This window comes from Microbacterium telephonicum, from assembly GCF_003651225.1.
GTDB lineage: Bacteria > Actinomycetota > Actinomycetes > Actinomycetales > Microbacteriaceae > Microbacterium > Microbacterium telephonicum.
The window spans coordinates 72173-96997 of sequence record NZ_RCDB01000002.1 but is presented as its reverse complement, the minus strand read 5'-3'; the positions used below and the strand labels follow the sequence as shown (position 1 = coordinate 96997).

Sequence of the window (24825 nt, the reverse complement as noted above, 5' to 3'; positions counted from 1 at the left end):
GAGCAGGCGTCCGCACGCGCCCGTCCAGTCTGCCATGGCGACGCCCGCGACTCGGGCCGTGCGGGATGGTGGGCGGGGCGCCGGAGGCTCGGGCCTGCTCCGACGCCCCGCCGGTCTCACTTCGTGACGGTCACGATCAGGGGCGCACTCGTGGTGCTCCCCGCGGCGTTCACGAACTCGACGCGGTAGACGTGGCGACCGGGCGTCGCCGCCGTCACCGGAAGGACGGCACGCTGCGCCTGCGGCGTGCGGGGCGACAGCGTGCCCTCGGCCACGAGCGCGCCGTCCTGGAAGAAGCGGTACGCGGTGGCGTTGGTGCCCCACCACATGTCCGCCGTGACGGTGAACACGCCGTCGCCGTCCCAATTGTCGTGGCTGAGCACCGGGGCGCCGGGGTTCGCCGCCGTCACCGTGACGGTGAGCGGAGCGAGCGTGGTCTCCCCCCGCGTGTTCGCGAGCACCGCGGTGTAGCGATAGGTGCCGTTGCCCTTGCCGCGGATCGGGACCGTGACGACCTGCGCCTTGACGCCGTCGTAGGCGAGCGCCTGGGTCGCGACGAGGCGGCCGTCCTCGTACAGCCGGAACGACGACGCATTCTGACCCCACCACAGGTTCATGCGGATGTTGTAGTCGCCATCCTGCAGGCCGGTGTCCCAGCCGTTGTCGTGGGACAGCGCGCCCGAGGCCGGCGCCGCCGTCGCGCGGTCGGCGTCGGTGCGCACCAGCCCTGCGGTCGCGTCGGCGAGCGCCGTGGTGACCACCTCCACCTGAGCCGCGGTCGGCCACTGCGCCGCGATGACGATGCGTGCCCGCTGCAGGGCCGCGTCGAGGCGCGCGTACGACCACGGCGTGTACGCCGCCTCGTCGAGGGCCGCGGCCGCATCCGCGGCGGCGGCCAGGGCGTCGGTCGACACCCGGTTGCCGGCGCGCACGAGCTGGAACGCGTCGACGGTGCCCCAGGCGCCCGCCGCGAGGTGCGCCGCGACGGCCACCGTGAGGGCGCCGTCGGCGCCGACGGTGAACACCGGCGTGGTGCCCGTGCGCCACGCCTGCCAGCCGTCGAGGGCGATCGGCGCGCTGACGGCGCCCGTCGAGGTCGTCGCGACGACGGCGAGCGTGTCGCCGGCGACCTCGCCGTCGCCCTGCGCGGTCGCCGACAGCGTGTACGTCCCCGGCGCGACGCCGGTCAGGCGCTGCGTCACCTGGAAGGAGTAGGCCGCGTCGGACCAGAAGCTCACCGCCCGGGCGCCGGCCGCGGCATCCGCGGTGGCGCCGATCGACGCACCGGTGCCGGTGACCTGCCACATCGACACGTCGGCGTCCTCGAAGCCGGGGTTCGCGATCCACTGCCGCGCGGTGACGATGACCTGAGCAGAGGCGGCGAGGCCGGCATCCGTCGTGCCCGGCACGGTGTAGGTGCCGGGGCCGGTGATCTCGGACGTCGCGGTCGACCACGAGACCCCCTGCGCCTCGACGACACCGTTCCAGCGGCGCACATCGACCTCGCCGGGCAGCGCGACGGGGTCGCCCTCGGCGATCGTGAGCGCGACCGGCAGCACGACCGGCGCCGGCTCCTGGCCGACGAGCTCGAGCGCGGCGAGGGCGTCGGTGATCCGGGTGGTCGCGCGGGCGACGACGTCGGCCGCCGGCGCCGACGAGGCCAGCACGACGTCGGCGATCTCGAGCGCGGCGTCGAGGGCGACGAGCGACTCCGCGGTGATGACGGTGCGGTCCAGTCCCCGGGCCCGGGCGACGGCATCGCGCAGATCGCCCGTGTCGGCGCCGGCGACGGCCCGGGTGAGCACGAGATCGTCGAGGGTGCCCCACGCGCCGGCGGGAAGGTTCGCGGTGACGGTGAGCGTCGCCGTGCCCGACGGGCCGACCGTGACGGCATCCGTCGTCGGGGTCGACCAGTTGCGCCAACCGGTCAGAGCGAACGGCTGCGATGCGCTCTGCGCACCCGAGGACAGCGCGAGGGTCACGGTGCCGTTCTCGCCTTCCCCGTCGCCCTGCAGGGCTCCGGAGGCGACGTACGCGCCGGGCGTGAGCCCCGTCACCGTCTGGGTGAGCGAGTACGTGAACGCGGCCCCGGAGTAGAAGTGCGCGGAGCGCGTGCCGGTGCGGGGATCGTCGGTCGCCCGCAGCGTGAGGCCCGTGCCGGTCTTCGTCCACATCGAGAGGTCGGCGTCCTCGAAACCGGGATTGCGCAGCAGGTTGACAGCCGTCACGGTGACCGTGACGACGGTCGCGTGCCCGGATGCCGTCGCGCCGGCGATGCGGTATGTGCCGGGCCCGGAGATGAACTCCCCCGCCTCAGACCAGGTGACCGACTCCTCCGCGGTGGAGTCGTCGTTGTAGGTCACCGTCACCGCCTGGGGCAGGACGACGGGGTCCCCGGCGGTCACCGTCACCGTCGGCTGGTCGACCGAGACGACCTCGCGCGGCGCCACCGCGCCGGTGCGGGCGTAGGAGAAGACGTTCAGCGACTCCAGCGGGGTGCCGTCGAACGCGAACAGCGCCTGGTTGTCCCACGCGGAGCCGCCGTACCAGTGGCCGGCGTCCTCGGGGTCGTACTCGGCGGCGAAGCTCGAGGCCCAGCCGGACCCGTCGCGCTCCCACAGCGCCTTGTTCTGCTCGAGCTGCGACGGCGCACCGACGGGCAGCCACGCCGGCTCCCAATAGAAGACGCCGATGCCGCCGGCATCCGCCGTCGCCTGGATGACGTCGCGGACGGCCGTGGCCTGGCCCTGCACGCTCACCGGGTACTGTGTCGCCTCGCTCGGCAGGTCGATCGTGTTGCCGTGACCGTCGCCGTCGTCGAGGGTGTACGCCCAGCTCGTCTCGGCGACCATGACGTCCTTGCCGTATGTGTCGCGCACGTTCTTCAGGACGCTGGTGAGGTTCGCGGTCGTCCCATGCCAGTACGGGTAGTACGACGAGGCGAACACGTCGTAGTCGACGCCGTAGGTCTGCAGGTTCGCGGCGTATCCCGCGTAGCGTCCGGCGCTCTCGGGGTTGGTGAAGTGCACCGCCACACGCGCGTCGGGGAACACGGTGCGCACGGCGGCCGAACCGGCGCTGAAGATCTGCGACATCCCCGCCCACCCCGTGACGCCGGCGACGGCGTTGTTGGTCTCGTTGCCGACCTGCACCATCTCGACGTCGACGCCGGCCGCGGCGAACTGTGCGAGCGCGTCGGCGGTGTACGCCTCGACGGCGGCCGCCTTGGCTGGCACGTCCAGCGCCGCCCACGCCTTCGGCGCCTTCTGCTTGGCGGGGTCGGCCCAGAAGTCGGAGTAGTGGAAGTCGACGAGCACGCCCAGCCCCGCGTCGGTCGCACGCTCGCCGATCTCGACGGCGCGCGCGACGTCGACGTCGCCGCCGCCGTAGCCGTTGCCGGCCGCGTCGTACGGGTCGTTCCACACCCGCACGCGCACGTCGGTGATGCCGTGGTCGGCGAGCACCGCGAACAGGTCGGCGGGGGCGCCCGCGCTGTCGCGGAAGACGACGCCGGACTCCTCCAGCGACAGCACCGACGACACGTCGACTCCGTTGATGAAGTCGGCGGGGAGGTTCTCGACCTTCTTGACGACGATGCCCGCCTCGACGGGTCCGTCGGGGGTGGTCGCCGCGGCGGCGGGGACCGCGAGACCGGTGACGGCCAGTGCGGCGCCGGTCAGCGCGGCGGCCGCGCGGGCGGCGAGTGATCGGGGGACGGATGACATGACGCGTGATCTCCTTCGATCAGTGGAGCGCGGGCCCGATCGCGCGAGGATTCTGTGGAGGCCGAAACTGTGACCGGTCACAGAGCCGATGCGTCGATTGTGACCGGTGACAGGCCGACCTGTCACCGGGGCGGCGAGACCCGTTACCCAACCGTTACCGAGGCGCGGCGGGCAGGGCGCGGGCAGGCCACAATGGTCGGATGAGCGCCGCACACGACGAAGTCGACCGCATCGTCGAAGCCTGGATCACCCAGCGTCCCGACCTCGACTTCTCCCCCCTCGAGGTGCTCTCCCGCGTCGACCGGCTCTCGCGACACCTCGACCGCGCCCGGCGTGAAGCGTTCCGCCGCAGCGACCTCGAACCGTGGGAGTGGGATGTGCTGTCGGCGCTGCGCCGTGCGGGCGAGCCCTATCAGCTCAGCCCCAAGCAGCTCCTCCAGCAGACGCTCGTCTCCAGCGGCACGATGACCAACCGCATCGACCGGCTCGTCGGCCGCCGCCTCGTGCGCCGCGAAGCCGACCCGGCGGACGGACGCAGTGTGCTGGTCACCCTGTCGGCCGACGGCCGCATCCGCGTCGACGCCGCCATCACGCGCCTCGTCGACGCGGAGGCGCTGCTGCTGTCGCGCCTGTCGCGCGCCGACCGCGACCGTCTCGCGGGCCTGCTGCGCAAGCTCAGCCTCGGCTTCGACGTCTGACCGGCGCGGGCCGGATGGCGCCCGCTACGCCTCGAGCTGCTCGCCGAGTTCGAGCCAGCGCAGCTCGAGGGTGTCGCGCTCGGCCTCCAGCTCGCCGATCTCGCGCATCCGCTCCCCCAGCCCCACGTAGTCGGACTGGTCGTGGTCGGCGAGGGCGACCCGGTCGGCGTCGATACGGGCCGTGAGCTTCTCGAGCCGGCGGTCGAGGGCGGTCAGCTCCTTCTCGGCGGCACGACGCTCGGCCCCCGCGAGCACCGGCGTCGTCGCGGCGGCGGATGCGGCGGGCGCAGCATCCACGGTGCGCGCCGGTGCGGCAGCGCGCAGGCGCAGGTACTCGTCGATGCCGCCCGGCAGGTGACGCAGATGTCCGTCGAGCACCGCGTACTGCTGGTCGGTGACCCGCTCCATGAAGTACCGGTCGTGGCTGACGACCAGCAGCGTGCCGGGCCACGAGTCGAGGAGGTCCTCGATGGCGGCGAGCATGTCGGTGTCGAGGTCGTTGGTCGGCTCGTCGAGGATCAGCACGTTCGGCTGGTCGAGCAGGATGAGCAGCAGCTGCAGGCGCCGCTGCTGACCGCCCGACAGGTCCTTCACGGGGGTCGACAGCTGCGCCGACGAGAAGCCCATCCGCTCGAGCAGCTGCCCCGGGGTCAGCTCGGTCGCCTTCGACCCCGCGCCGAACGTGTACGTCGTGCGCAGGCGACCGACCACGACGCGCACCGGCTCGTCGAGGTGCGGGTCGAGCTCGTCCATGCGCTGGGTGAGCGTGGCGACCTTGACGGTCTTGCCGTGCTTGACGCGTCCGCTCGTGGGCGCGACGCTGCCGGCGACGAGGCCGAGGAGCGTCGACTTGCCGGCACCGTTCACGCCCAGGATGCCGGTGCGCTCCCCCGGCGCGATACGCCACTCGACCCCGCGGAGCACCTGCTTCTCGCCGTAGGCGACCCCGGCGTCGAGCAGGTCGACGACGTCCTTGCCCAGTCGCGACACGGCCAGCGACTGCAGCTGCACACGGTCGCGGATCTCGGGGACGTCGGCGATGAGCTCGTTCGCGGCATCGATGCGGAACTTCGGCTTCGACGTACGAGCGGGCGCGCCGCGGCGCAGCCACGCGAGCTCCTTGCGGGCGAGGTTCTGACGCCGCTGCTCGATGACCGCCGCCTGCCGGTCGCGTTCGACGCGCTGCAGGATGTAGGCGGCGTACCCGCCCTCGAACGGCTCGACGATGCGGTCGTGCACCTCCCACGTGGCCGTACAGACCTCGTCGAGGAACCACCGGTCGTGGGTCACCACCAGCAGGGCCCCCGCCGTCGCGGCCCAGCGCTTCTTCAGGTGGCCGGCGAGCCACGCGATCGCCTCGACGTCGAGGTGGTTGGTGGGCTCGTCGAGGGCGAGCACGTCCCAGTCGCCGATGAGCAGCGTCGCCAGCGCGACGCGGCGCCGCTGGCCGCCCGACAGACCTGCGACCGGGCCGTTCCAGTCGAGATCGGCGACGAGACCGGCGATCACTTCGCGCGCCCGTGCATCACCGGCCCACTCGTGCTCGTCCCGGGTGCCGACGACGGCCTGACCGACCGTGAGCGCGTCGTCGAGGGTGTCGGCCTGGTCGAGCACGCCGACGGTCACGCCGCCGCGGAACGTGACGCGGCCGGCATCCGGTTCACGACGCCCCGCGAGCATGGCGAGCAGGCTCGACTTGCCGTCACCGTTGCGTCCGACGATGCCGATGCGGTCGCCCTCGTCGACGCCGAGGGAGACGCGGTCGAAGACGACCTTGGTCGGGTATTCCAGGTGCAGCGCTTCAGCGCCGAGCAGATGAGCCATCGCCCTCCAGGCTAGGCGACCGCGAGGCCCCGAACCCCTCGTCGGCGGCGGGTGCACGGGTTTCGATACGCGCGCTGTGCGCGCTACTCAACCACCGGGGGGTGCGGCCCCTCCCGGTCGTCGAGGGAGGAGCGCAGCGACGAGTCGAAACGCGCCGAACCCCTCGTCGGCGGCGGGTGCACGGGTTCGATACGCCGGCTGCGCCGGCTACTCAACCACCGGAACGGGGAGGGTCAGTACCAGAAGCTCAGGCGCGGGGCGGTGGGGGTCGCGAACAGGCGGGCGAGGCGCGCCGGGTCGTCGGAGACGATGCGCCCGGCACGCGCGAGCGTCACCGGCGACACCCCGCCGAGCAGGATCGCCGACAGCTCCGCCACGCCCAGCCGGCTGAGCGCCAGCCCCGGCGGCGCGTCGTCGACGACGTCGACGACCGCGGCGCCCTCGTCGTCCACGCGCACCACATAGACGCCCGATGCGATCTCCAGCGGGTCGTCGACCTGCAGCACCAGCTCCTCCGCGGCGTCGTAGCGGCGCGCCGCGAGGGCGGCGGGCACGTCGAGCACGCGCAGGTACTGGTGGTCGCGCACCGTGATCGTCGCGGCGCGCTGGTCGGCGATCATCCACCACAGCGGCTCGTCGACAGCCAGCTCCGAAGCGCGGATCGTGCCGATGAGGTCCATCGACAGCAGGAACCGCCACAGGCCGGCATACGCCTCGTCGGTCGCCGCCAGCAGCAGCGCGACGTCGACGGTCGACTCCGAGTAGTCGTCGTGGTTCTCGGTGACCGAATACACGACGAGGCCGTCGACGGCGCCGTCCTGCCCGCGGTACTGCAGCACGCGCAGGTTCTCGGGCTTGTCCGCATCCGGGCGGGTACCGAAGATGCGGTCCCAGTGGCCGCCGGGCATCTCGATCTCGCCGGGCGAGCGTAGCCGGGTACGCGCGTGCAGGTCGGGCGCGAGAGCCCGACCGTCCTCACGCGACAGGAAGTCGATGCGGCCGGGTGCGACGGGCCCGATCCAGCGGGCGCGGCGGACTTTGATCTCCCAGTGCGCGGCCGCGGCGGCCGGCGCGAAGCCGAACCGCCCGTAGATGCTCGATTCGCTCACGGTCAGCACCGCGATCGGGAAGCCGTGACCGAGGGCGGTGCGCAGCTCCCCCGCCATGAGCGAGCGCAGCAGGCCGCGACGGCGGTGGGTCGGCGCGACGGTCACCGAGCTGATCGCGCACGCCGGCATCGCGCCGCCGGGCACGGTCAGCTCGGCCTGCCACGACGCGAAGGTCGCGACCGGGACGGATGCCGACGGCGCCTCGCCGTCGAACACCCCGAGCTTGCGGCGGTACGCGGTGCGCTCGAAGAACGCCTCGCGCTGCACGTCGGAGCGCTCGCCGTCGAGGAAGCCGCGGGCGACGGCGTTCAGCCACGGGTCGGTCTCGTCGCGGGACGCGTCGTCGACCCGCCGCACCTCGAGCCCCTGCCGGGCGACGTCGGCGATCAGCTGCGGGTCGAGGTCTGCGGTGTGGAAGCCGGCGAGCGCGTCGCGGCGGTCGTTCTCGGACATGGTGCCTTCCGGATGACGAGTGGATCGGATGGTCGGATGCGGTGGGAGCAGCGCGCTCGGAAGTTCAGTCGACGGCGACGACCCGTGCGCCCGGGACGGCGCCGTGGACGGCGAGGGCCGCACGGCCGCGGTCGACGAACGCGCGGGCGACGGATGCGGCGGCCGCCGCATCCGCGCACAGGAGCGCGACAGTCGGGCCGGAGCCGGAGACGATCCCTGCCAGGGCGCCGTGTGCGACGCCCTGGGCGATGACGGCCCCCAGGTCGGGCCTGCGGTGGATCGCGGCGACCTGCAGATCGTTGGAGACGACCTCGGCGAGAGCTGCGGCATCCGATCGCCGCAACGCCTGCAGCACGCGCGGGTCGACCGACGGGATGCGGCGCACCGGGCCGATGTCGGCCGCGGCGCGCAGGTCGTCGAGGGTGCCGTACACCTGCGGGGTCGACAGCCCCTCGGCGTCGGGCACGAGCACCCAGTCGAGGCGGCCCCGGGCCAGCGCCGGGGCGAGCTCGTCGCCGCGACCCGTGCCGACGGCCGTGCCGCCGAGGAGCGCGAAGGGAACGTCGGCGCCGAGGGTCGCCGCGAGGGCGTGCAGCGCGGTGCCGGTCAGTCCCGCACCGAGGAGCTCGTTGACGGCCACGAGCGCGGCGGCCGCGTCGGCCGACCCGCCGCCCATACCCCCGGCGACGGGCACGCCCTTGTGCACGTCGAGGTGGATGCCTCCCGGCCATTCCGCGTGCTCGGCGACGAGGCGCGCCGCGCGGACGGCGAGGTTCGTGTCGTCGGTGGGCACCCCCGACACGTCGACGTCGCCGGTGACGGCGACGGTGAACCCGTCAGCGTGCACGGCCGAGACCTCTTCGTACAGCGAGACCGCCTGGTAGACCGAGGCGACCCGGTGGTAGCCGTCGGGTTCGACAGGGCCGACTTCGAAGAAGACGTTGACCTTCCCCGGCGCGCGCACGTGCACGCGCCGTGGGGGCTGTTCGGCCAGCGTCACGCGGTCTCCGGCCCGGCCCAGTGGTCGCCGCCTGCGGCGTCGACGAGCGCGTCGATCTGCTCGATCTCCTCGGTCGTGAGGGCGGGGCCTTCGAGGGCCTTCAGGTTCTCGTCCAGCTGGGCGGGACGGGAGGCCCCGATCAGGGCCGATGCGACCACCCCGTCACGGAGCACCCACTGCAGGGCGAGCTGGGCGAGGGTCTGACCGCGCTCCTTGGCGACGACGTCGAGCCCGCGCAGCATCGCGAGGCCCTTCTCGCTCACCCGACGCGCCGGCACCGACCAGCGCTGCTGCGCGCGCTGCGCGTCGCCGCCGCTGAGGTACTTGTCGGTGAGCAGGCCCTGGGCCAGCGGCACGAACGCGATCGCACCCATGCCCTCCTGGCGGAGCGCCCCGGTGAGGCCGTCCTCGATCCAGCGGTCGACGATCGAGTACGACGGCTGGTGGATGACCAGCGGCGTGCCGAGCGAGCGGGCGATCGCGGCCGCCTCGACGGTGTGCTCGGCGCTGTACGACGAGATGCCGACATAGAGCGCCTTGCCCTGCCGCACGAGGGTGTCCAGCGCCCCGATGGTCTCCTCCAGCGGCGTGACCGGGTCGTAGCGGTGCGAGTAGAAGATGTCGACGTAGTCGAGGCTCATGCGCGTCAACGACTGCTCGGCGCTCGCGAGCAGGTACTTGCGCGACCCCCACTGACCGTAGGGGCCGTCCCACATGTCGTATCCCGCCTTCGACGACAGGATGAGCTCGTCGCGGTACGGGGCGAAGTCCTCCCGCATCATGCGCCCGAAGTTCGTTTCGGCGGCGCCGTAGGGCGGGCCGTAGTTGTTGGCGAGGTCGAAGTGCGTGATCCCGCGGTCGAAGGCGTGGCGCAGCAGCGCGCGCTGGTCGTCGAAGGGGATGTTGTCGCCGAAGTTCCACCACAGGCCGAGCGAGATGGCGGGCAGGAACAGGCCGCTGGAGCCGACCTGCCGGTAGTCGCGTCCGAGGTAGCGGTCGGCGTCGGCGGTGTAGGGGCGGTGGAGATCGCCGCCACGGGAGGGGGCGAAGCGTTCGTCGGTCACCCTCCCACGCTAGCGGGCGGCGCGGACGCGCGGGGGCGGTCGCCCGACCAGGTCAGGGGGCGACGGGGACCTGCGCGGCGATGCGCACGAAGTCGTCGACCGTGAGCTGCTCGGCGCGGGCGGTGGGATCCACGCCCGCGGCCGTGAGCACCTCGGATGCCGCGGCCGCCGACTCGGCGACGGCCCCCGCCAGGGACTGCCGCAGCATCTTCCGGCGCTGGCCGAAGGCGGCGTCCACGATCGAGAAGACGCGTCGCCGTTCGGCGTCGGTGCCGCGCGGCGTCTCGTCGCGTTCGAACCCGACGAGCACGCTGTCGACGTTCGGCACCGGCCAGAACACCTGACGCGACACGGTGCCGGCGAGCCGCCACGGCCCGTACCACGCGGCTTTGACGCTGGGGGCGCCGTAGATCTTCGACCCGGGCGCCGCGGCGAGGCGTTCGCCGACCTCGGCCTGCACCATCACGACGCCGCGCTGCAGACCCGGGAACGTCTCGAGGAAGTGCAGCAGCACCGGGACGCTGACGTTGTACGGCAGGTTGGCGACCAGCACGTTCGGATCGCCGGGAAGCGCGGTCACCCGCAGCGCGTCGGCGTCGACGACCGTGAGGGCGCCGGCGGGAACGCCGTGGGCGCCGGCGGTCGCAGGCAGCCGCTCGGCGAGGCGGTGGTCGATCTCGACGGCCGTGACGGGCGCGCCGGTCTCGAGGATCGCGAGCGTGAGCGACCCGAGCCCGGGCCCGATCTCGACGACGCGGTCGGCATCCGTCACCCGCGCGACGTGCACGATCTTGCGCACCGTGTTCGCGTCGACGACGAAGTTCTGACCGAGCTTCTTGGTCGGCGTCACATCGAGGTCGGCGGCGAGCGCGCGGATCTCGGCGGCGCCGAGCAGGGTCACGGTCATGGATTCCAGACTATCGAGCCTCAAGATCTGGCACTCTCACCCAGAGAGTGCTAATCTGATCGCACGTTGAGTCGATGCGACTCAAGTCTTGATTCGAGAGGAGAACCCGATGACCAGCTATGACCCGTTCCGCGAGTTCGACCGCCTCGCGTCCTCCCTGATGGACACTCGGCGCGGACCGCGGCGAATGCCGATGGACCTCTACCGCGACGGCGACCACTACGTCCTCACGGCCGATCTGCCGGGCGTCGACCCGGGCTCGGTCGACATCGACGTGGACGGCCAGCTGCTGACGATCCGCGCCGAGCGCACTCTGCCCAGCGGCGATGGTGTGAAGTGGATCACCCGCGAGCGAGAGGCGGCGAGCTTCCTCCGCCAGCTCAACCTGGGCCAGGGCGTCGACACCGAGCGCATCTCCGCCCGTTACGACAACGGCGTGCTCAGCGTCACCATCCCGGTCAGCGAGAAGGCCAAGCCGCGCAAGATCGACGTCGTCAGCGACGCGTCGACGGTACAGATCGGGCGCGACGAGCGCGCCGCGCAGGAGCCGCAGCCCATCGAGCAGTGATGCCGTGAGGTGCGCACCGCGCATCGGCACCCAAGGAATGCAGGGCCGCCCCGACTCTCCGTCAGGGCGGCCCTGTCGCGCGCCACGACGTCGGCGTCCGCACCCTGCACCCAGCTGATCGTCACACGCTGTTCACCTCCGCGGAACGCTGCAGACAAGGTGAGGCGGGCACCCTGGAACCAGCGCCGACGTCGCCGCGGAACGAATCGACAGCCATTCCGGGGGGACACATGGCCAGATCGAACGAGTCCGACATGGGGCGGACACGACCGACGCGAGGAGCGGACCGGGGCCCGAGCCCCGTGATGATCCTGCTGGTGCTGATCGCGACGATCGGCATCCTGGCGTACGCGGGATTCCTGCTCGACCCCGGTCACCGCGGCGACTGGCTGCCCTACTCGATGGTGATCGTCGCCGAGTCGATCCTCGTCGCGCAGGCGCTGCTGGCGATGTGGACGATCCTGTCGGCGAGCGCCGATCCCCGCGACTTCGCGTACAACGACGCGGCGGGCCGCCTGATGCCGCACGCCCGCGACGGGGACGACACGATGCATCTGCACGGCGCACCGGTGCTCGTGGACGTGTTCATCACCGTCTACGGCGAGGACATCGAGACGGTGCGCCGCACGGTGCGGGCGGCCGTCGCGATGCGCGGCGCGCACCGCACCTGGATCCTCGACGACGGGAGGTCGGATGCGGTGCGCGAGATGGCCTCCGACGAGGGCGCGTGGTACCTGCGGCGCCTCAGCTCCAACGGCGCGAAGGCCGGCAACATCAACCACGCCCTGTCGATCGCGAAGGGCGAGTACTTCGTGATCCTCGACGCCGACTTCGTCCCGCGCCCCGAACTGCTCGTCGAGATGCTGCCGTTCTTCGTGCGCGACGACCTCGCCTTCGTGCAGTCGCCGCAGGCGTACGGCAACCTGTCCACGGTCGTCGCCCGCGGCGCCGCGTACATGCAGACGGTGTTCTACCGCTTCATCCAGCCCGGTCGCAACCGGTTCAACGCGGCGTTCTGCGTCGGCACGAACGTCATGTTCCGACGCACGGCGATCGACGACATCGGCGGGATGTGCACCGACTCGAAGTCGGAGGACGTGTGGACGTCGCTGCACCTGCACGAACGCGGCTGGCGTTCGGTGTTCCTGCCCGACGTGCTCGCCGTCGGCGAGGCGCCGGAAACGATCGAGGCGTACAGCAAGCAGCAGCTGCGGTGGGCGACGGGCGGGTTCGAGATCCTGCTGCAGCACAACCCGCTCTCCCCGCGGCGGCGGCTCACGACCGACCAGCGCATCCAGTACCTCGTGACGGCGACCTTCTACCTCACCGGCATCTGCCCGCTCCTGCTGCTGCTCGTGCCCCCGCTGGAGATCTACTTCGACCTGCGGCCGATGACGCTCGACGTCACCGTGTTCACGTGGCTGCTGTACTACGCCGGCTTCTATGTCATGCAGATCGTGCTGGCGTGGTTCGCGGTGGGGTCGTTCCGGTGGGAGACGCTGACGCTCGCGACCGTCTCGTTCCCGATCTACTCCAAGGCGCTGTGGAACGTGCTCACCGGCAAGGACGTGGGCTGGCATGTCACCGGGTCGGCGTCGCGACGCTCGCCCTTCGAGTTCATCATCCCGCAGGTGCTGTTCTTCGTCTTCCTCGCGCTGACCACCGCCGTCGCGGTGTGGCGGGACGTCGGCATCGGCGAGCTGACGCTGGCGACGCTGTGGAACGCGACCAACACCGTCATCCTGGGCGCATTCGTGGTCACCGCCGCCCGCGAGGCGCACGCGATCGCACACCCTCGGACCGTCGAGGCGGCACCCGAACCGGTCACCCCGACCACGCCGATCACGATCGTGGCCCGTCCCGAGCGGATGCCGGCGCCCACCGACACGGAGGTCCCGGTCGCGGCGTCGGTCGCCGCCCCTCCCCTGACGCGCCGGCGACGCGCGCAGCTCGCCGAGGCGGGGGCGCGGTCATGACGTGGCGGTCACGGCTCAAGCTGCTGGGCGGACTTCTCGCGACCCTCGTCGTCGTGGGGGCGTGCACGCTGCTGTTCACACAGCGGCAGAACTCGGTCGGCAGCGACAGCGCGACCCTCGTCGCCCAGGAGTATCCGGTCGGCACCGACTACGGCGGCATCGTGACCGCGCAGTTCGCGCACGAGGGCGACGAGGTGACGGCGGGACAGGCGCTGTTCGAGGTGCACAGCCCGCAGCTGCAACGCGACGTCGCCCTCGGGGTCGTCTCGGGCGACGCGGAGGCGGCGGCGGGGACGACGACGGTCACGGCGAGCGTCGACGGGATCCTCGCCGACATCCGCGTTCCGCAGGGCGGGTTCGCGCAGGCCGGCAGCGAACTTGCCACGATCGCCCGCACCGCCTCCCTCGGCATCGAGGGCGAGTTCGTGCTCTCGCCGCGCGACTACGCGCGGATCACGGCGGGCACGACGGCCGAGATCGTGCTCCCCAACCGCGCCTCCTTCACCGCCGAGGTGACCACGATCGACGTCGCGACGGTCGACGGACAGGCCGCGGCGACCGTGACGCTGCACAGCGACGACCTGGACGGGGAGACCGCCGACGGGCTGTTCCAGCCGGGGACGCCGGTCGCGGTGACGCTGCGCCTGCACGACGACGGCCCGTTCGCGGGGGTGCACGACGCGCTGGCCGATCTGGTCGGGAAGATCGGCCTATGACCCGGCGGACGGTCGGACCGGCGGTCGAGGCGACGGTCGCGCCGGCGCTCGCGGTGACGGTCGCGGTGGCGCTCGCGCTCACCGGGTGCACGGCGACGGCGGCCGGTGACGCCGGCCCGACGTCCGCGCCGACCGTGAGCCCGGCGGCATCCGTCGATCTGCCCGTCGAGCGTCTCGCCACACCGCCCTCGCTCCGCGTCGCGGCGGACGTGATCCCGCCGACGAACCGCTGGTACTCGAGCCTGGCCTTCGCCGCCGAGGACGTGCCGGTCTACCCCTTCCCCCTGGCGGTGGCGCCGACGCCCGAGGGGTTCACCGTCGGGGTGCCGCCGGTGCGGGCGGGGGCCAGCACGATCGGCGCCGCGTTCGCGGGCGGCCTGGGTGTCGCCCTCGCGGGTGCGGACGGTGGGGACGCGGCACTGGAGCGCATCATCGTGCGCGCCGACGAGGTGTCGGTGACCCTCGAGTATGCCGACACGGCGGGGCCGCTCGCACGCGTGACGCTCGCCGAGGGCTCGCCCGTCGTGGGCGTCGTCGCCTCCCGGAAGATCACGATCACGCTTTCGCAGCCCGTGACGCAGGAGGACGGCGGCGCCGTCGGGCGCACGGCCGACGGCGCGTTCCTGATCGCGGGCGCCGCGGTCGACGACGAGACGGTCACCCTCGACGAGGGCGACGCGCTGCAGGTCGCGGGGCTGCCGGCGGATGCCGATCCCTCGGCGTGGGCCGCGGCGCTCGGCGCGCCCGTCGGCGGGGTGACGGTGTCGGCGTCCGGCGGCGACGGATCGGCGACGACGACGCTGCGCTACGACGGCACCGACCGCACCGTGGTCGTCCCGTTCGACGGTGCGGAGGCCGATGGCGCGTGCGACCTCGGCACCTACGACACGCCCTACGGGGATGTGCCGGCGTGCGCCGCGACGACCCTCGTCCGCACCGTGCCGACGATCTCCCCCGCGTCCCGCTACGACCTCGAGGGTCTCTCTGCCACCGATCGCGACGCGCTGACGGCCCAGATCGCCGCCGACCTCGACGGCACCGCGCCGGCGCCGGCCGACACGTACTTCGGAGGCAAAGCGCTCGCGCGACTCGCGGCGTTGCACGAGGTGGCCGAGGCCCTGGGCGACGACGGCCTCGCGGACCGGGTCGCCGACCGGCTCGCGACGGAGCTCGACCCGTGGCTCGATCCCGACGGATGCCGCGACCGCGACGCGCGGTGCTTCGTCTACGACGACCGGCTGCGACTCGTGGTCGGCAAGAGCGTGTCGTTCGGCTCGGAGGAGGGCAACGACCACCACTTCCACTACGGGTACTTCCTCTTCGCCGCCGGAGTGCTCGGCGCCGCCCGCCCCGACCTGGTCGCCGAGATGACACCCGTGATGACCGCGCTCGCCGCCGACATCGTCACGGGGGCGGCGGACGGCGCGTTGCCGGCGCTGCGCACCTTCGACCCCTACCGCGGCCACTCGTGGGCGTCCGGTTTCTCACCCTTCGCCGACGGGAACAACCAGGAATCCAGCTCCGAGGCCGTCGCGGCATGGAACGGCGTGGCCCTGTGGGGGGCGGCATCCGGGGACGAGGCGCTGCGCGCCCGCGCGGTGTGGCTGCTGTCGACGGAGGCGGATGCCGCGCGCCGGCTCTGGCTGGAGCCCGCCGCGCTCGCCCCCGCGTACGAGCATCCGATCGTGTCGCTCACGTGGAGCGCCAAGCGCGACTACGCCACCTGGTTCTCGCCGGAGCCGTCGGCGATCCTCGGCATCCAACTGCTGCCGCTCGGACCGGTCGCGCTGGAGTATCTCGGCGAGGACCCCGCGCGCGTCGCGGTGAACCTCGAGGACGCCGGCGACGCCGCATATGACGGCCCGCTCGGCGACTACGTCACCGGCTACGCCTCGCTGGCCGGTGCCGACGCGCTCGCCGCCGCACGAACGCGCATCGCGCAGCGGAGCGAGTTCGACGACGGCTGGTCGAAGGCGCTCGCCGAGGCGTGGATCGCCGCGGTGGAACTGCGCAGCGGGTGACCCGCGCGCGCCGCCTTCCGGTCGTCGAGCGAGGAGCACCGCGACGAGTCGAAACGCCCCGGACCCTGCGTTGTCGGAGGGTGCACGGGTTTCGTTACGCCGGCTCCGCCGGCTACTCAACCACCGGGGGTGGCGGCGGCGCGGGCGGCGGCGGGGAGGGCCGCGGTGATCTCGGCGAGCACGGCCTCGTCGTGCGCCGCGGTGACGAACCACGCCTCGTACGCCGACGGCGGCAGCGAGACCCCGGCGCCCAGCATCGCGTGGAAGAAGCGGCGGTAGGCGGCCGCATCCTGGCGCTGCGCCGTGGCGTAGTCGGGCACGCCGCCGGCGACATCCGCCCCGAAGAACACGCTGAACAGCGTGCCCGCCCGCTGGATCACGTGCGGCACCCCGGCATCGGTGAGCGCGGACCCGACGGCCTCCGACAGAGCGGCCGATGCCGCGGCGAGCCGCGTGTAGACGGCGTCGTCGGCGAGCCGCAGGGTCGCCAGTCCCGCCGCGACGGCGACGGGGTTCCCGCTGAGGGTGCCGGCCTGGTAGACCGGGCCGGTCGGCGCGAGCAGGTCCATGACGTCGGCGCGGCCACCGACCGCGGCCACCGGCATCCCGCCGCCGATGACCTTGCCGAACGTGACGAGATCGGGGACGACCTGCTCCCCCGCCTCGCGCAGCACCTGGGCATAGCCGCCCGCGGCGGCGCGGAACCCGGTGAGCACCTCGTCGCTGATCAGCAGCGCCCCGTCGCGGCGGCAGAGGTCGGCCAGGAACGTCGTGAACCCGGATGCCGGCGGCACGACACCCATGTTCGCGGCGGCGGCCTCGGTGATGACGGCGGCGATGCGGCCGGGGTGCGCGGCGAACGCCGCCTCCAGCGCCTCACGGTCGTTGTAGGGGACGACGAGGGTCTGCGCGGCGACCGCGTCGGGCACGCCGGCCGATCCGGGCAGCGCGAAGGTCGCGAGCCCCGACCCGGCGGCGGCGAGCAGCCCGTCGGAGTGGCCGTGGTAGTGGCCGGCGAACTTGACGAGCAGGTCGCGGCCGGTCGCCCCGCGCGCGAGGCGGATGGCGGTCATGGTCGCCTCGGTGCCGGTGGAGACGAGGCGCAGCTTCTCGACGCCGGGCACGCGCGCGGCGATCTCCTCCGCCAACTCCGCCTCGGCCGGGGTCGGGGCGCCGAAGGAGAGCCCGCGGCGGGCGGCGGCCACGACGGCCTCCACGACTTCGGGGTGCGCGTGGCCGAGGAGCGCGGGCCCCCAGCTGGCGACGAGGTCGACATACCGGCGACCGTCGGCATCGGTCACGTACGCGCCCTCGGCCGACACGAGGAAGCGGGGCGTGCCGCCGACGGAGCCGTAGGCGCGCACCGGCGAATCCACGCCGCCGGGGATGACCCGCTGGGCGCGGGCGAACAGGTCGTCGTTGGCGCTCATGCCAGGCTCCGTCCGTCGCGGATCCACCCGGCGACCTCGATCGCCCAGTAGGTGAGGATCGTCTCGGCGCCGGCACGGCGGATGCCGAGCAGGCTCTCGCCGATGGCACGCTCCCGGTCGATGAGTCCGGCGGCGGCGGCGAGCTCGATGAGCGCGTACTCCCCCGACACCTGGTAGGCCCACACCGGCACCGACGCGACGTCGGCGACGCGGGCGAGCACGTCGAGGTAGGGACCGGCCGGCTTGACCATGACGACGTCGGCGCCCTCATCGATGTCGGCGAGGGCCTCTTCGACCCCCTCACGGCCGTTGGCGGGGTCGAGCTGGTAGGTGCGGCGGTCGCCCTGCAGCGTGGACTCGACGGCATCCCGGAACGGACCGTAGAACGCCGACGCGTACTTCGCGGAGTATGCCAGCAGCACGACGCCCGTGTGGCCGGCCTCGTCGAGGGCGGCCCGGCAGGCGGCGACCTGGCCGTCCATCATGCCCGACAGCCCCAGCACGTCGGCGCCGGCATCGGCCTGCGCGAGCGCCATCCGCGCGTACACCTCGACCGTGGCGTCGTTGTCGACCGATCCGTCGGCGGCGAGGACGCCGCAGTGGCCGTGGTCGGTGAACTCGTCGAGGCAGAGGTCCGCCTGCACGGTGAGGCGCCCGGCGGCCGCCTGCACGGCGACGGCGATCGCGCGGTTGAGGATGCCCTCGGGGTCGACCGCACCGGATCCGACGGCATCCCGCACCGCGGGCACGCCGAACAACATCACACCGCCGAGTCCCGCCGCGGCGGCCTGGTCGACGACGGCGGCGAGGCCCTCGATCGGATGCTGGGACACGCCGGGCATGCTCGCGATGGGCTGCGCGGCGTCGATCCCCTCCTTCACGAACACCGGCAGTACGAGCTCGCTCGCGTGCAGGTGGTGCTCGGCGGCGAGGCGCCGTAGCGCGGGCGTCGCCCGCAGGCGGCGCAGGCGACGCGTCGGGAACAGGCTCATCGGGGGTCCTCCTGATCGGGGGCGGATGCGGCGGCGGGGGCGGATGCGGGAGCGGTGCGCGCGCGGGCGTCGAGTTCGGCGACGAGGGCGTCGATGGCCTGCGTCTGCGCGGTGTATCCGACACGGTAGCCGAGGGCGACGGCGTCGGCGGTGGTGCCGGGGCCGATGGAGGCGACGAGCGTCGCAGCGGGCAGCTCGGGCACCTGGCGGCGCAGTTCCCGGCCGACGCTGAGCGAGGTCAGCAGCACGACGTCGATGCGTCCCGCGGCGAGGTCGCCGCGCACGGCGGGGGCGAGGTCGACGCCGACGGTGCGGTATCCGATGCAGACGTCGACGGCGAAGCCGCGCATCTCGAGTTCGTCGCTGATGAGCGCGGTCGCCAGGTCGCTGCGCAGCACGAGGCACCGGCCGGTCGTGGCGGGACTGCGGCCGGTGCGCCACTGTGCGACGAGGGCGGCGGCCGACGAGGTGCCCACCGGCACGAACGAGACCTCGGCGCCCGCGTCGGCGACGGCCCGGGCGGTCGCGCGGCCGACGGCGGCGACATGCGTCCCGGCGGGGATGCGGACCCCGGCGGCGACGAGCTGCTCGACGGCGGCGGCGCTCGTGACGAACAGCCACGCGTACTCCCCCGCCGCGAGGGCCGCGAACGCCCGGTCGCGCGCGGCGACGTCGCGCGGCGGCACCGAGGCGATGAGGGGCGCGATGACGCCCTCGGCCCCGCGACGGTCGAGATCGGCGGCCACCCGCTGCCCCCACGGGCCGCCGCGCGGGATCAGCACCCGCGACCCGCGCAGCGCGTTCGCGGCGACGGAGCTCATACCTGCGTCCCGGCGAGGTCGGCCAGCTCGCCCGCCCCGCGCTCCAGCAGCTCGGCGACCACGGCGGCCGCGAGCGCACCGCGACCGGCATCCGCACCGTCCCGCTGAACGCGGCGCTCGACGCGTACCGCGGAGGCCCCGTCGAGGGCGTACACCTCGGCGATGACGCGCACGTCGTCGCCGACGAGGTCGGCGGCGATTCCCACGGGGGCGGCGCAGCCCGCTTCGAGCAGCCGCAAGATCTCGCGTTCGAGCAGGCTCGTGGTCTCGGCATCCGCGTCGGTGATCCGCGCGACGAGTGCGCGGGTGGGTGCGTCATCGGTGCGGGTTTCGACGGCGAGCGCCCCCTGCCCGGCGGATGTGGGCCACTGCGCGCCGTCGAAGACGTCGGTGATCGCCGTGACGCGGTCGATGCGCACGAGCCCGGCCTCGGCGAGCACGATCGCGTCGTACTCGCCGTCCTGCACCTTGCGCAGGCGCGTGTCGACGTTGCCGCGGATGCCCCGCACGTCGAGGTCGGGCCGGCGCGAGAGCAGCTGCGCGACGCGGCGGGGCGACCCGGAGCCGACGACGGCGCCGTGCGGCAGGGCATCGAGGCCGAGGCCGTCGCGTGCGCACAGCACGTCGCGCTGCGGCGCGCGCGGCGGTACGGCGGCGATGACGAGGCCGTCGACGGGAGCCGTCGGGAGGTCCTTCATGGAGTGCACGACGAGGTCGCACTCCCCGCGCAGCAGCGCATCGCGCAGGGCCGCGACGAACACCCCGGTGCCGCCGAGCTGCGCGAGCGGACCGGTGAGCACGTCGCCGTCGGTCGTGATCGGCACGAGCTCCACGTCGCGTCCGGTCGCGGCGCGGAGCGCCTCGGCGACGTGTCCGGACTGCGTCGTGGCGAGCAGGCTCGCCCGCGTGCCCAGGCGCAGCGGCGCGGTGGCGGGTGCGGTCACGGGGCGATCCCCGCGAGGGCGGGCTGGAAGCCCAGCCGCTTGTTCTCGCAGCATCCGGGACGGCACACGTCGTACCAGGGGCCGAGGTCGGTCAGGTGCGGCCGGTCATTCGGGGCGGTGCCGCGCAGGCGCTCCTCGACGAGGTCGACGAGCCCCGCGACGTAAGCGGGGTGGATGCCGGGGGTCGCCGTGCGCACGGCGGCGAGGCCGAGGTCGGCGGCGGTCTCGAGCGCCTCGGTGTCGAGGTCCCAGAGCACCTCCATGTGGTCGCTGACGAACCCGAGCGGCACGATCAGCACGGCCTTGCGACCCCGGCCCGGCAGCTCCTGCATGGCGTCGTTGATGTCGGGTTCGAGCCACGGCACCTGCGGCGGGCCGGACCGGCTCTGGAACACGAGCTGCCACGGCAGGTCGCGGCCGAGCTGCGCGACGATCTGCGCCGCCACGGCCGTGTGCTGGGCGACGTAGGCGCCGCCAGGACCGAACCCGCGCTCGGCGGGACCGGAGCGGTCGGCATCCGAGTTGGGGATGGAGTGGGTGGAGAAGAGCACCTCGACCTCGTTCTCGAGGTCGGTGATCCCCTGCGCCGCCAGCTGCGCGATGCCGTCCCGGAGGCCGTCGACGAACGGGGTGACGAATCCGGGGTGGTCGAAGAACTGGCGCACCTTGTCGATCTCGACGAGGCCTCCCAGCTGCGTAGCCTCGACGGCGTCGGCGAGGTCTTCGCGGTACTGCCGGCACGACGAGTACGAGCTGTACGCGCTCGTCGCGATCGCCAGCAGCCGGTCGCGGCCGTCGTCGTGGGCGCTCTGCAGGGCGTCGGCGACGTAGGGCATCCAGTTGCGGTTGCCCCAGTAGACCGGCAGGTCGAGCCCGCGCGCGGCGAGCTCGGCGTCGAGGGCGGCCTTCAGCTCGCGGTTGTGGTCGTTGATGGGCGACACGCCGCCGAAGTGACGGTAATGGTGGGCGACTTCCTCGAGTCGCTCGTCGGGGATGCCGCGGCCCGCGGTGACGTTGCGCAGGAACGGGATGACGTCGTCCTGCCCCTCCGGACCGCCGAAGCCGAGCAGCAGGATGCCGTCGTAGGCGACGGGCACGGTCGCGTGCGCGTCACCGTCGCACGTGGCGGCGGTCGCCGCCGGCACCCGGCAGCCGTCTCCGCACAGCGGGGCGGCCGTGGCGCGCGGCGGCTTGGGACGGAACCCGGTCGGGGCCGACGGGGTGATGTTCTCGGCCATCAGGCGAGCACCTCCTCGAGCTCGGCGACGTCGACGCGGCGGCCCGTGTAGAACGGCACCTCCTCGCGCACGTGGCGGCGCGCATCGGTGGCGCGCAGGTCCCGCATCATGTCGACGAGGTGGATGGGGTCGTCGCTCTCGAGCGGCAGCAGCCATTCGTAGTCGCTCAGGCCGAACGTCGACACGGTGTTGGCGACGACGTCGGTGAACCGCGCCCCCTTGCGGCCGTGCTCGGCGAGCATCGCGGAGCGTTCGTCGGCGGGGAGCAGGTACCACTCGTAGCTGCGCACGAACGGATACAGGCACAGCCAGCCGCGCGCGTGCTCGCCTCGGAGGTAGCCGGGCACGTGGCGCTTGTTGAATTCGGCCTCGCGGTGCACGCCCATCGCGCTCCACTCGCACGCGAACGCGGCCAGGGCGGCGGTGCGGCGCAGGGAGCGCAGCGCCTTCTGCAGGCTCTCCGGCCCCTGCGCGGCGTCGGGCGCCGACGTGGTCCCCGGGGCGCAGTGCAGCCACACCATGAGGTCGGCGTCGCCGCGCATCCCCGTCACGTCGTACAGGCCGCGGAGGGTGACGCCCTGGCCCGGCAGGGCGTCGACCGCGCTCTGCAGTTCGCCCAGCGCGGACGCGGACGGCGCGGTGCGCGGCCGAGGACCGGTGAGGATCGCGAACAGCGTGTACCCGACGGGGTTCTCGGCGGTTTCGGGGGTGGCGGATTCGGCGGTGGTCATACGGGACTCCCGGTGGTGGCGACGGTGGACGACAGGTGTGCGGCGAGACCGCGGGCGTGCGGGACGACGGAGGCCAGTCCCGTCCCGGCGACGCTCGCGCCGGTGAGGTGGATGCCGGCGGCGGCGAGCTGCTGCGCCCGCGTCGCGTCGACGGGGGGTGCGGCGACGGCGTCGTCCCAGCGGGCCGTGGCGACGGCGACGACATCGGCGGCGGTGACGGCGGCGCCGGTGAGCAGTGCGATCTCCCGGGCGAGTTCGGCCGGGGTGTCCAGGCCGGGGGCGCCGGCGTCGCGGGCCGACAGCCGCACGAGGTGGCCGCCGGGCCGCTGCGCCCACGCCCATTTGGCGCTGACGTGGGTGAGGGCCTTCGCCGCAGAGGGCACGTCGGGGGCGACGATGACGCCCGAGCCGACGGGGTGCGTGTCGAGCGTCTCGGAGCGCACCAGCGCGGCCACGACACGGACGGGTGCGGATGCGGGCGGCACCGCGTCGGAGGTCCCCCCGATGTCGGCCAGCAGGGTCGCGGCGGCGCGTGACCCGGTCGCGACGACGACGGCGCGGGCGGTGACCGTCTCGGCGTCGAGGACGACCCGCACCGCCCCGGTGGCGGCATCCGGCTCGAGTCGTCGCGCGGCGACCTCGGTGCGCACCTCGGCGCCGTGGCGTTCTACTGCGGCGCGCAGGGCGACCGGCAGCCGCCACATCCCGCCCTCGATGCCCGCGACGGCCGAGCCGGTGCGACTCGTCGAGGCGAGCGCATCCGCAGCCTCGAGCAGCGACCCGCGCGCGAGGAACTCGGCCCAGAACGTCGGATGCAGCCGCGAGAGGCGCACCCGGTCGGCGGGCTGCGAGTAGACGCTGCGGCACAGCGGATCGACGAGGCGCGCGACGAGGTCGGGCCCGCAGCGCTCGGCGACGAGGGCGGCGAGCGACGGTTCGTCGCCGTCGGGCCGGTGGGGCGGGAGTGTGCGCTCGGCGGCGACACGCGCGCACGCGTCGGCACCCAGCAGTCGCTCGATGTCGGGGGCGTGCGGGTCTGCGGGGATCCCGAGCACCGTCCGGCGCGGCAGCGGGGCACGGACGATCCCGTCCGGTGTCATCGCGACGAGGTGCGCGCCGGCGGGCGCGGGCGCCACGACCTGCAGGTCGAGGCCGGCGTCGGCGATGAGGTCGGCGACACCGGTGGTGCGGGTCGCGAACGACTCCGCGCCGAGATCGACGGTCGCTTCCCCGTCGCCGGCGTCGAGAACGCCCCGCCGCAGCAGTCCCCCGACGTCGTCGGAGCCCTCCAGCACCGTGACACGCAGCCCGGTGCGGGCGAGGTCGTGCGCGACGACGAGGCCGGCGACCCCGGCCCCGACGATCACGACGTCGACCGTCGTGATCACGCGGGCCGCCAGTCGTGCACCGTGCGCACGACGGCGCCGATCGCGTCGGGGTCGGCATCCATCGGCACCCCGTGGCCGAGGTTGAAGATGTGGGCGCGCGCGGCGGTGCCGGCCTGCAGCAGGGCCTCCACCGCGGCGGTGCGCGTCGCCTCGGGCGCGAACAGGTACGCGGGGTCGAGGTTGCCCTGCAGCGTCACGTCACGGCCGATGCGCCGCACCGCGTCGTCGAGGCGCACGCGGTGGTCGACGCCGACGCCGTCGACGTCGGTGTCGGCCATGTCGGCGAGCAGCTCACCGGTGCCGACGCCGAAGTGGATGAAGCCGAAGCGGTCGACGCCGTCGGGGACGGCCGCGCGGCGGGCGGTGGCGAGCGCGGCGCGCGACGCAGGCAGCACCTGCGCGCGGTAGACGTCGGGGGCCAGGGCGCCCACCCACGAGTCGAAGAGCTGGCCGACGCTCGCGCCCGCCTCGAGCTGCAGCGCGAGGAACGTGCCCGTCACCTCGGCGAGCCACGCCGTGAGGTCGGCCCATGCGGCGGGGTCCTGCAGCATGAGGCGACGCGCCGCCAGGTGATCCTTGGAGGGGCCGCCCTCCACGAGGTAGGCGGCGAGCGTGAACGGCGCGCCCGCGAAGCCGATCAGCGGCAGCGGCTCACCGCGGCGCTCCCCCTCCTCGGCGAGCATGACGGTCGTGCGGGCGACGGCATCCGCGACGGCCGCACCGCGCTCGCGCACGAGTGCCGGGTCGAGGCGCACGGCGGCGGCGATGTCGGCAGCCGTGCGCAGCGGGTTGGCGAAGACGGGACCGCGGCCGGGCGCGATCTCGACCTCGATGCCCATGAGGTGCAGCGGGATGATGATGTCGCTGAAGAACACGGCGGCGTCCACGCCGTGCCGCCGCACCGGCTGCATCGTGATCTCCGACGCCATGGCGGGGTCCAGGCACGCGTCGACCATCGAACCGGACTGTCGCAGCGCACGATACTCCGGCAGCGACCTGCCGGCCTGGCGCATGAACCACACCGGGGTGATCTCGGGACGGTCGCCGCGCAGCGCGCGCACGAGGCGCGACGAGGCGGTGTCGTGGCGGACGAGAGGGTGGGCGGATGCCGCGGATGCCGAGATGATGCGCTCCAGAAGGGGACGGGCCGTGGCACGGAACCGGATCGGCCGGGGAGTTAATCGTTATACTAGCCGTTAGTCACGGCCCGGTTCACCGCC

The 24825-nt window shown here is 73.4% G+C and carries 19 protein-coding genes; 5 read left to right on the top strand and 14 right to left on the bottom strand.

The genetic code is table 11. The features are described from left to right. Positions 1-116: 116 nt before the first annotated feature. Entirely contained in the window at positions 117-3725 is a 3609-nt protein-coding gene (locus C7474_RS15380; RefSeq protein WP_121057987.1) for a glycosyl hydrolase 53 family protein, read from the bottom strand. A 200-nt stretch (positions 3726-3925) separates the two neighbouring features. On the opposite strand from C7474_RS15380, the gene C7474_RS05425 reads away from it, so the two are divergent. After that, on the top strand, positions 3926-4423 hold the full coding sequence (locus tag C7474_RS05425; RefSeq protein WP_121057986.1) for a MarR family winged helix-turn-helix transcriptional regulator: 498 nt from the start codon (positions 3926-3928) through the stop codon (positions 4421-4423). 24 nt (positions 4424-4447) lie between these two features. Here C7474_RS05425 and C7474_RS05420 read toward each other — a convergent pair whose 3' ends face one another. The 5 genes from C7474_RS05420 to rsmA all read right to left on the bottom strand — a co-directional run bounded on the left by C7474_RS05420 (position 4448) and on the right by rsmA (position 10780). Then, on the bottom strand, positions 4448-6247 hold the full coding sequence (locus tag C7474_RS05420; protein ID WP_121057985.1) for an ABC-F family ATP-binding cassette domain-containing protein: 1800 nt from the start codon (positions 6245-6247) through the stop codon (positions 4448-4450). 233 nt (positions 6248-6480) lie between these two features. Continuing rightward, entirely contained in the window at positions 6481-7809 is a 1329-nt protein-coding gene (locus tag C7474_RS05415; protein ID WP_121057984.1) for a GNAT family N-acetyltransferase, read from the bottom strand. Between the two features lie 64 nt (positions 7810-7873). Beyond that, positions 7874-8809, bottom strand: a complete 936-nt coding sequence (locus C7474_RS05410) for a 4-(cytidine 5'-diphospho)-2-C-methyl-D-erythritol kinase (RefSeq protein ID WP_241965130.1) — start codon at positions 8807-8809, stop codon at positions 7874-7876. Then, positions 8806-9873, bottom strand: a complete 1068-nt coding sequence (locus tag C7474_RS05405; RefSeq protein ID WP_121057982.1) for an aldo/keto reductase — start codon at positions 9871-9873, stop codon at positions 8806-8808. Before C7474_RS05405 ends, C7474_RS05410 begins: the two co-directional genes overlap by 4 nt. A gap of 52 nt (positions 9874-9925) precedes the next feature. Continuing rightward, the gene (gene rsmA, locus C7474_RS05400) at positions 9926-10780 is read right to left on the bottom strand and encodes a 16S rRNA (adenine(1518)-N(6)/adenine(1519)-N(6))-dimethyltransferase RsmA (RefSeq protein ID WP_121057981.1); all 855 of its coding nucleotides are present in this window, start codon (positions 10778-10780) and stop codon (positions 9926-9928) included. Positions 10781-10889: 109 nt separating this feature from the next. On the opposite strand from rsmA, the gene C7474_RS05395 reads away from it, so the two are divergent. The 4 genes from C7474_RS05395 to C7474_RS05380 all read left to right on the top strand — a co-directional run bounded on the left by C7474_RS05395 (position 10890) and on the right by C7474_RS05380 (position 16061). Continuing rightward, on the top strand, positions 10890-11348 hold the full coding sequence (locus tag C7474_RS05395; RefSeq protein ID WP_121057980.1) for an Hsp20/alpha crystallin family protein: 459 nt from the start codon (positions 10890-10892) through the stop codon (positions 11346-11348). Positions 11349-11602: 254 nt separating this feature from the next. Next, complete coding sequence (locus C7474_RS05390) at positions 11603-13324, top strand: glycosyltransferase family 2 protein (protein WP_241965129.1); 1722 nt, start codon at positions 11603-11605, stop codon at positions 13322-13324. Continuing rightward, entirely contained in the window at positions 13321-14040 is a 720-nt protein-coding gene (locus C7474_RS05385; RefSeq protein ID WP_121057978.1) for an RND family efflux transporter, read from the top strand. Before C7474_RS05390 ends, C7474_RS05385 begins: the two co-directional genes overlap by 4 nt. Further along, a complete protein-coding gene (locus tag C7474_RS05380) occupies positions 14037-16061 on the top strand; it encodes a glycosyl hydrolase (protein ID WP_121057977.1) in 2025 nt (674 codons plus the stop codon). Before C7474_RS05385 ends, C7474_RS05380 begins: the two co-directional genes overlap by 4 nt. 116 nt (positions 16062-16177) lie before the next feature. On the opposite strand, the gene hemL is transcribed toward C7474_RS05380, so the two are convergent. The 8 genes from hemL to hemE are packed head-to-tail and all read right to left on the bottom strand — an operon-like array spanning position 16178 to position 24732. Beyond that, positions 16178-17491 carry a glutamate-1-semialdehyde 2,1-aminomutase gene (gene hemL, locus C7474_RS05375; protein ID WP_121057976.1) on the bottom strand — a complete coding sequence of 438 codons (1314 nt, stop codon included), beginning with the start codon at positions 17489-17491 and terminating at the stop codon, positions 16178-16180. Further along, positions 17488-18483, bottom strand: a complete 996-nt coding sequence (gene hemB, locus C7474_RS05370) for a porphobilinogen synthase (RefSeq protein ID WP_121057975.1) — start codon at positions 18481-18483, stop codon at positions 17488-17490. The genes hemL and hemB overlap by 4 nt, the downstream gene beginning before the upstream one ends. Further along, positions 18480-19304, bottom strand: coding sequence for a uroporphyrinogen-III synthase (locus tag C7474_RS05365; RefSeq protein ID WP_121057974.1), 825 nt, complete (start codon positions 19302-19304; stop codon positions 18480-18482). Before C7474_RS05365 ends, hemB begins: the two co-directional genes overlap by 4 nt. Beyond that, positions 19301-20248: a hydroxymethylbilane synthase gene (gene hemC / locus C7474_RS05360; RefSeq protein ID WP_241965128.1), complete on the bottom strand. Its 948-nt coding sequence runs from the start codon at positions 20246-20248 to the stop codon at positions 19301-19303. The genes C7474_RS05365 and hemC overlap by 4 nt, the downstream gene beginning before the upstream one ends. After that, positions 20245-21486: a ferrochelatase gene (locus C7474_RS05355; RefSeq protein ID WP_121057972.1), complete on the bottom strand. Its 1242-nt coding sequence runs from the start codon at positions 21484-21486 to the stop codon at positions 20245-20247. The genes hemC and C7474_RS05355 overlap by 4 nt, the downstream gene beginning before the upstream one ends. After that, positions 21486-22217, bottom strand: a complete 732-nt coding sequence (gene hemQ / locus C7474_RS05350; RefSeq protein WP_121057971.1) for a hydrogen peroxide-dependent heme synthase — start codon at positions 22215-22217, stop codon at positions 21486-21488. The genes C7474_RS05355 and hemQ overlap by 1 nt, the downstream gene beginning before the upstream one ends. Then, positions 22214-23605, bottom strand: coding sequence for a protoporphyrinogen/coproporphyrinogen oxidase (locus C7474_RS05345; protein ID WP_241965127.1), 1392 nt, complete (start codon positions 23603-23605; stop codon positions 22214-22216). The genes hemQ and C7474_RS05345 overlap by 4 nt, the downstream gene beginning before the upstream one ends. Beyond that, positions 23602-24732, bottom strand: a complete 1131-nt coding sequence (gene hemE / locus C7474_RS05340) for a uroporphyrinogen decarboxylase (protein ID WP_422385787.1) — start codon at positions 24730-24732, stop codon at positions 23602-23604. Before hemE ends, C7474_RS05345 begins: the two co-directional genes overlap by 4 nt. Positions 24733-24825 lie beyond the last annotated feature (93 nt).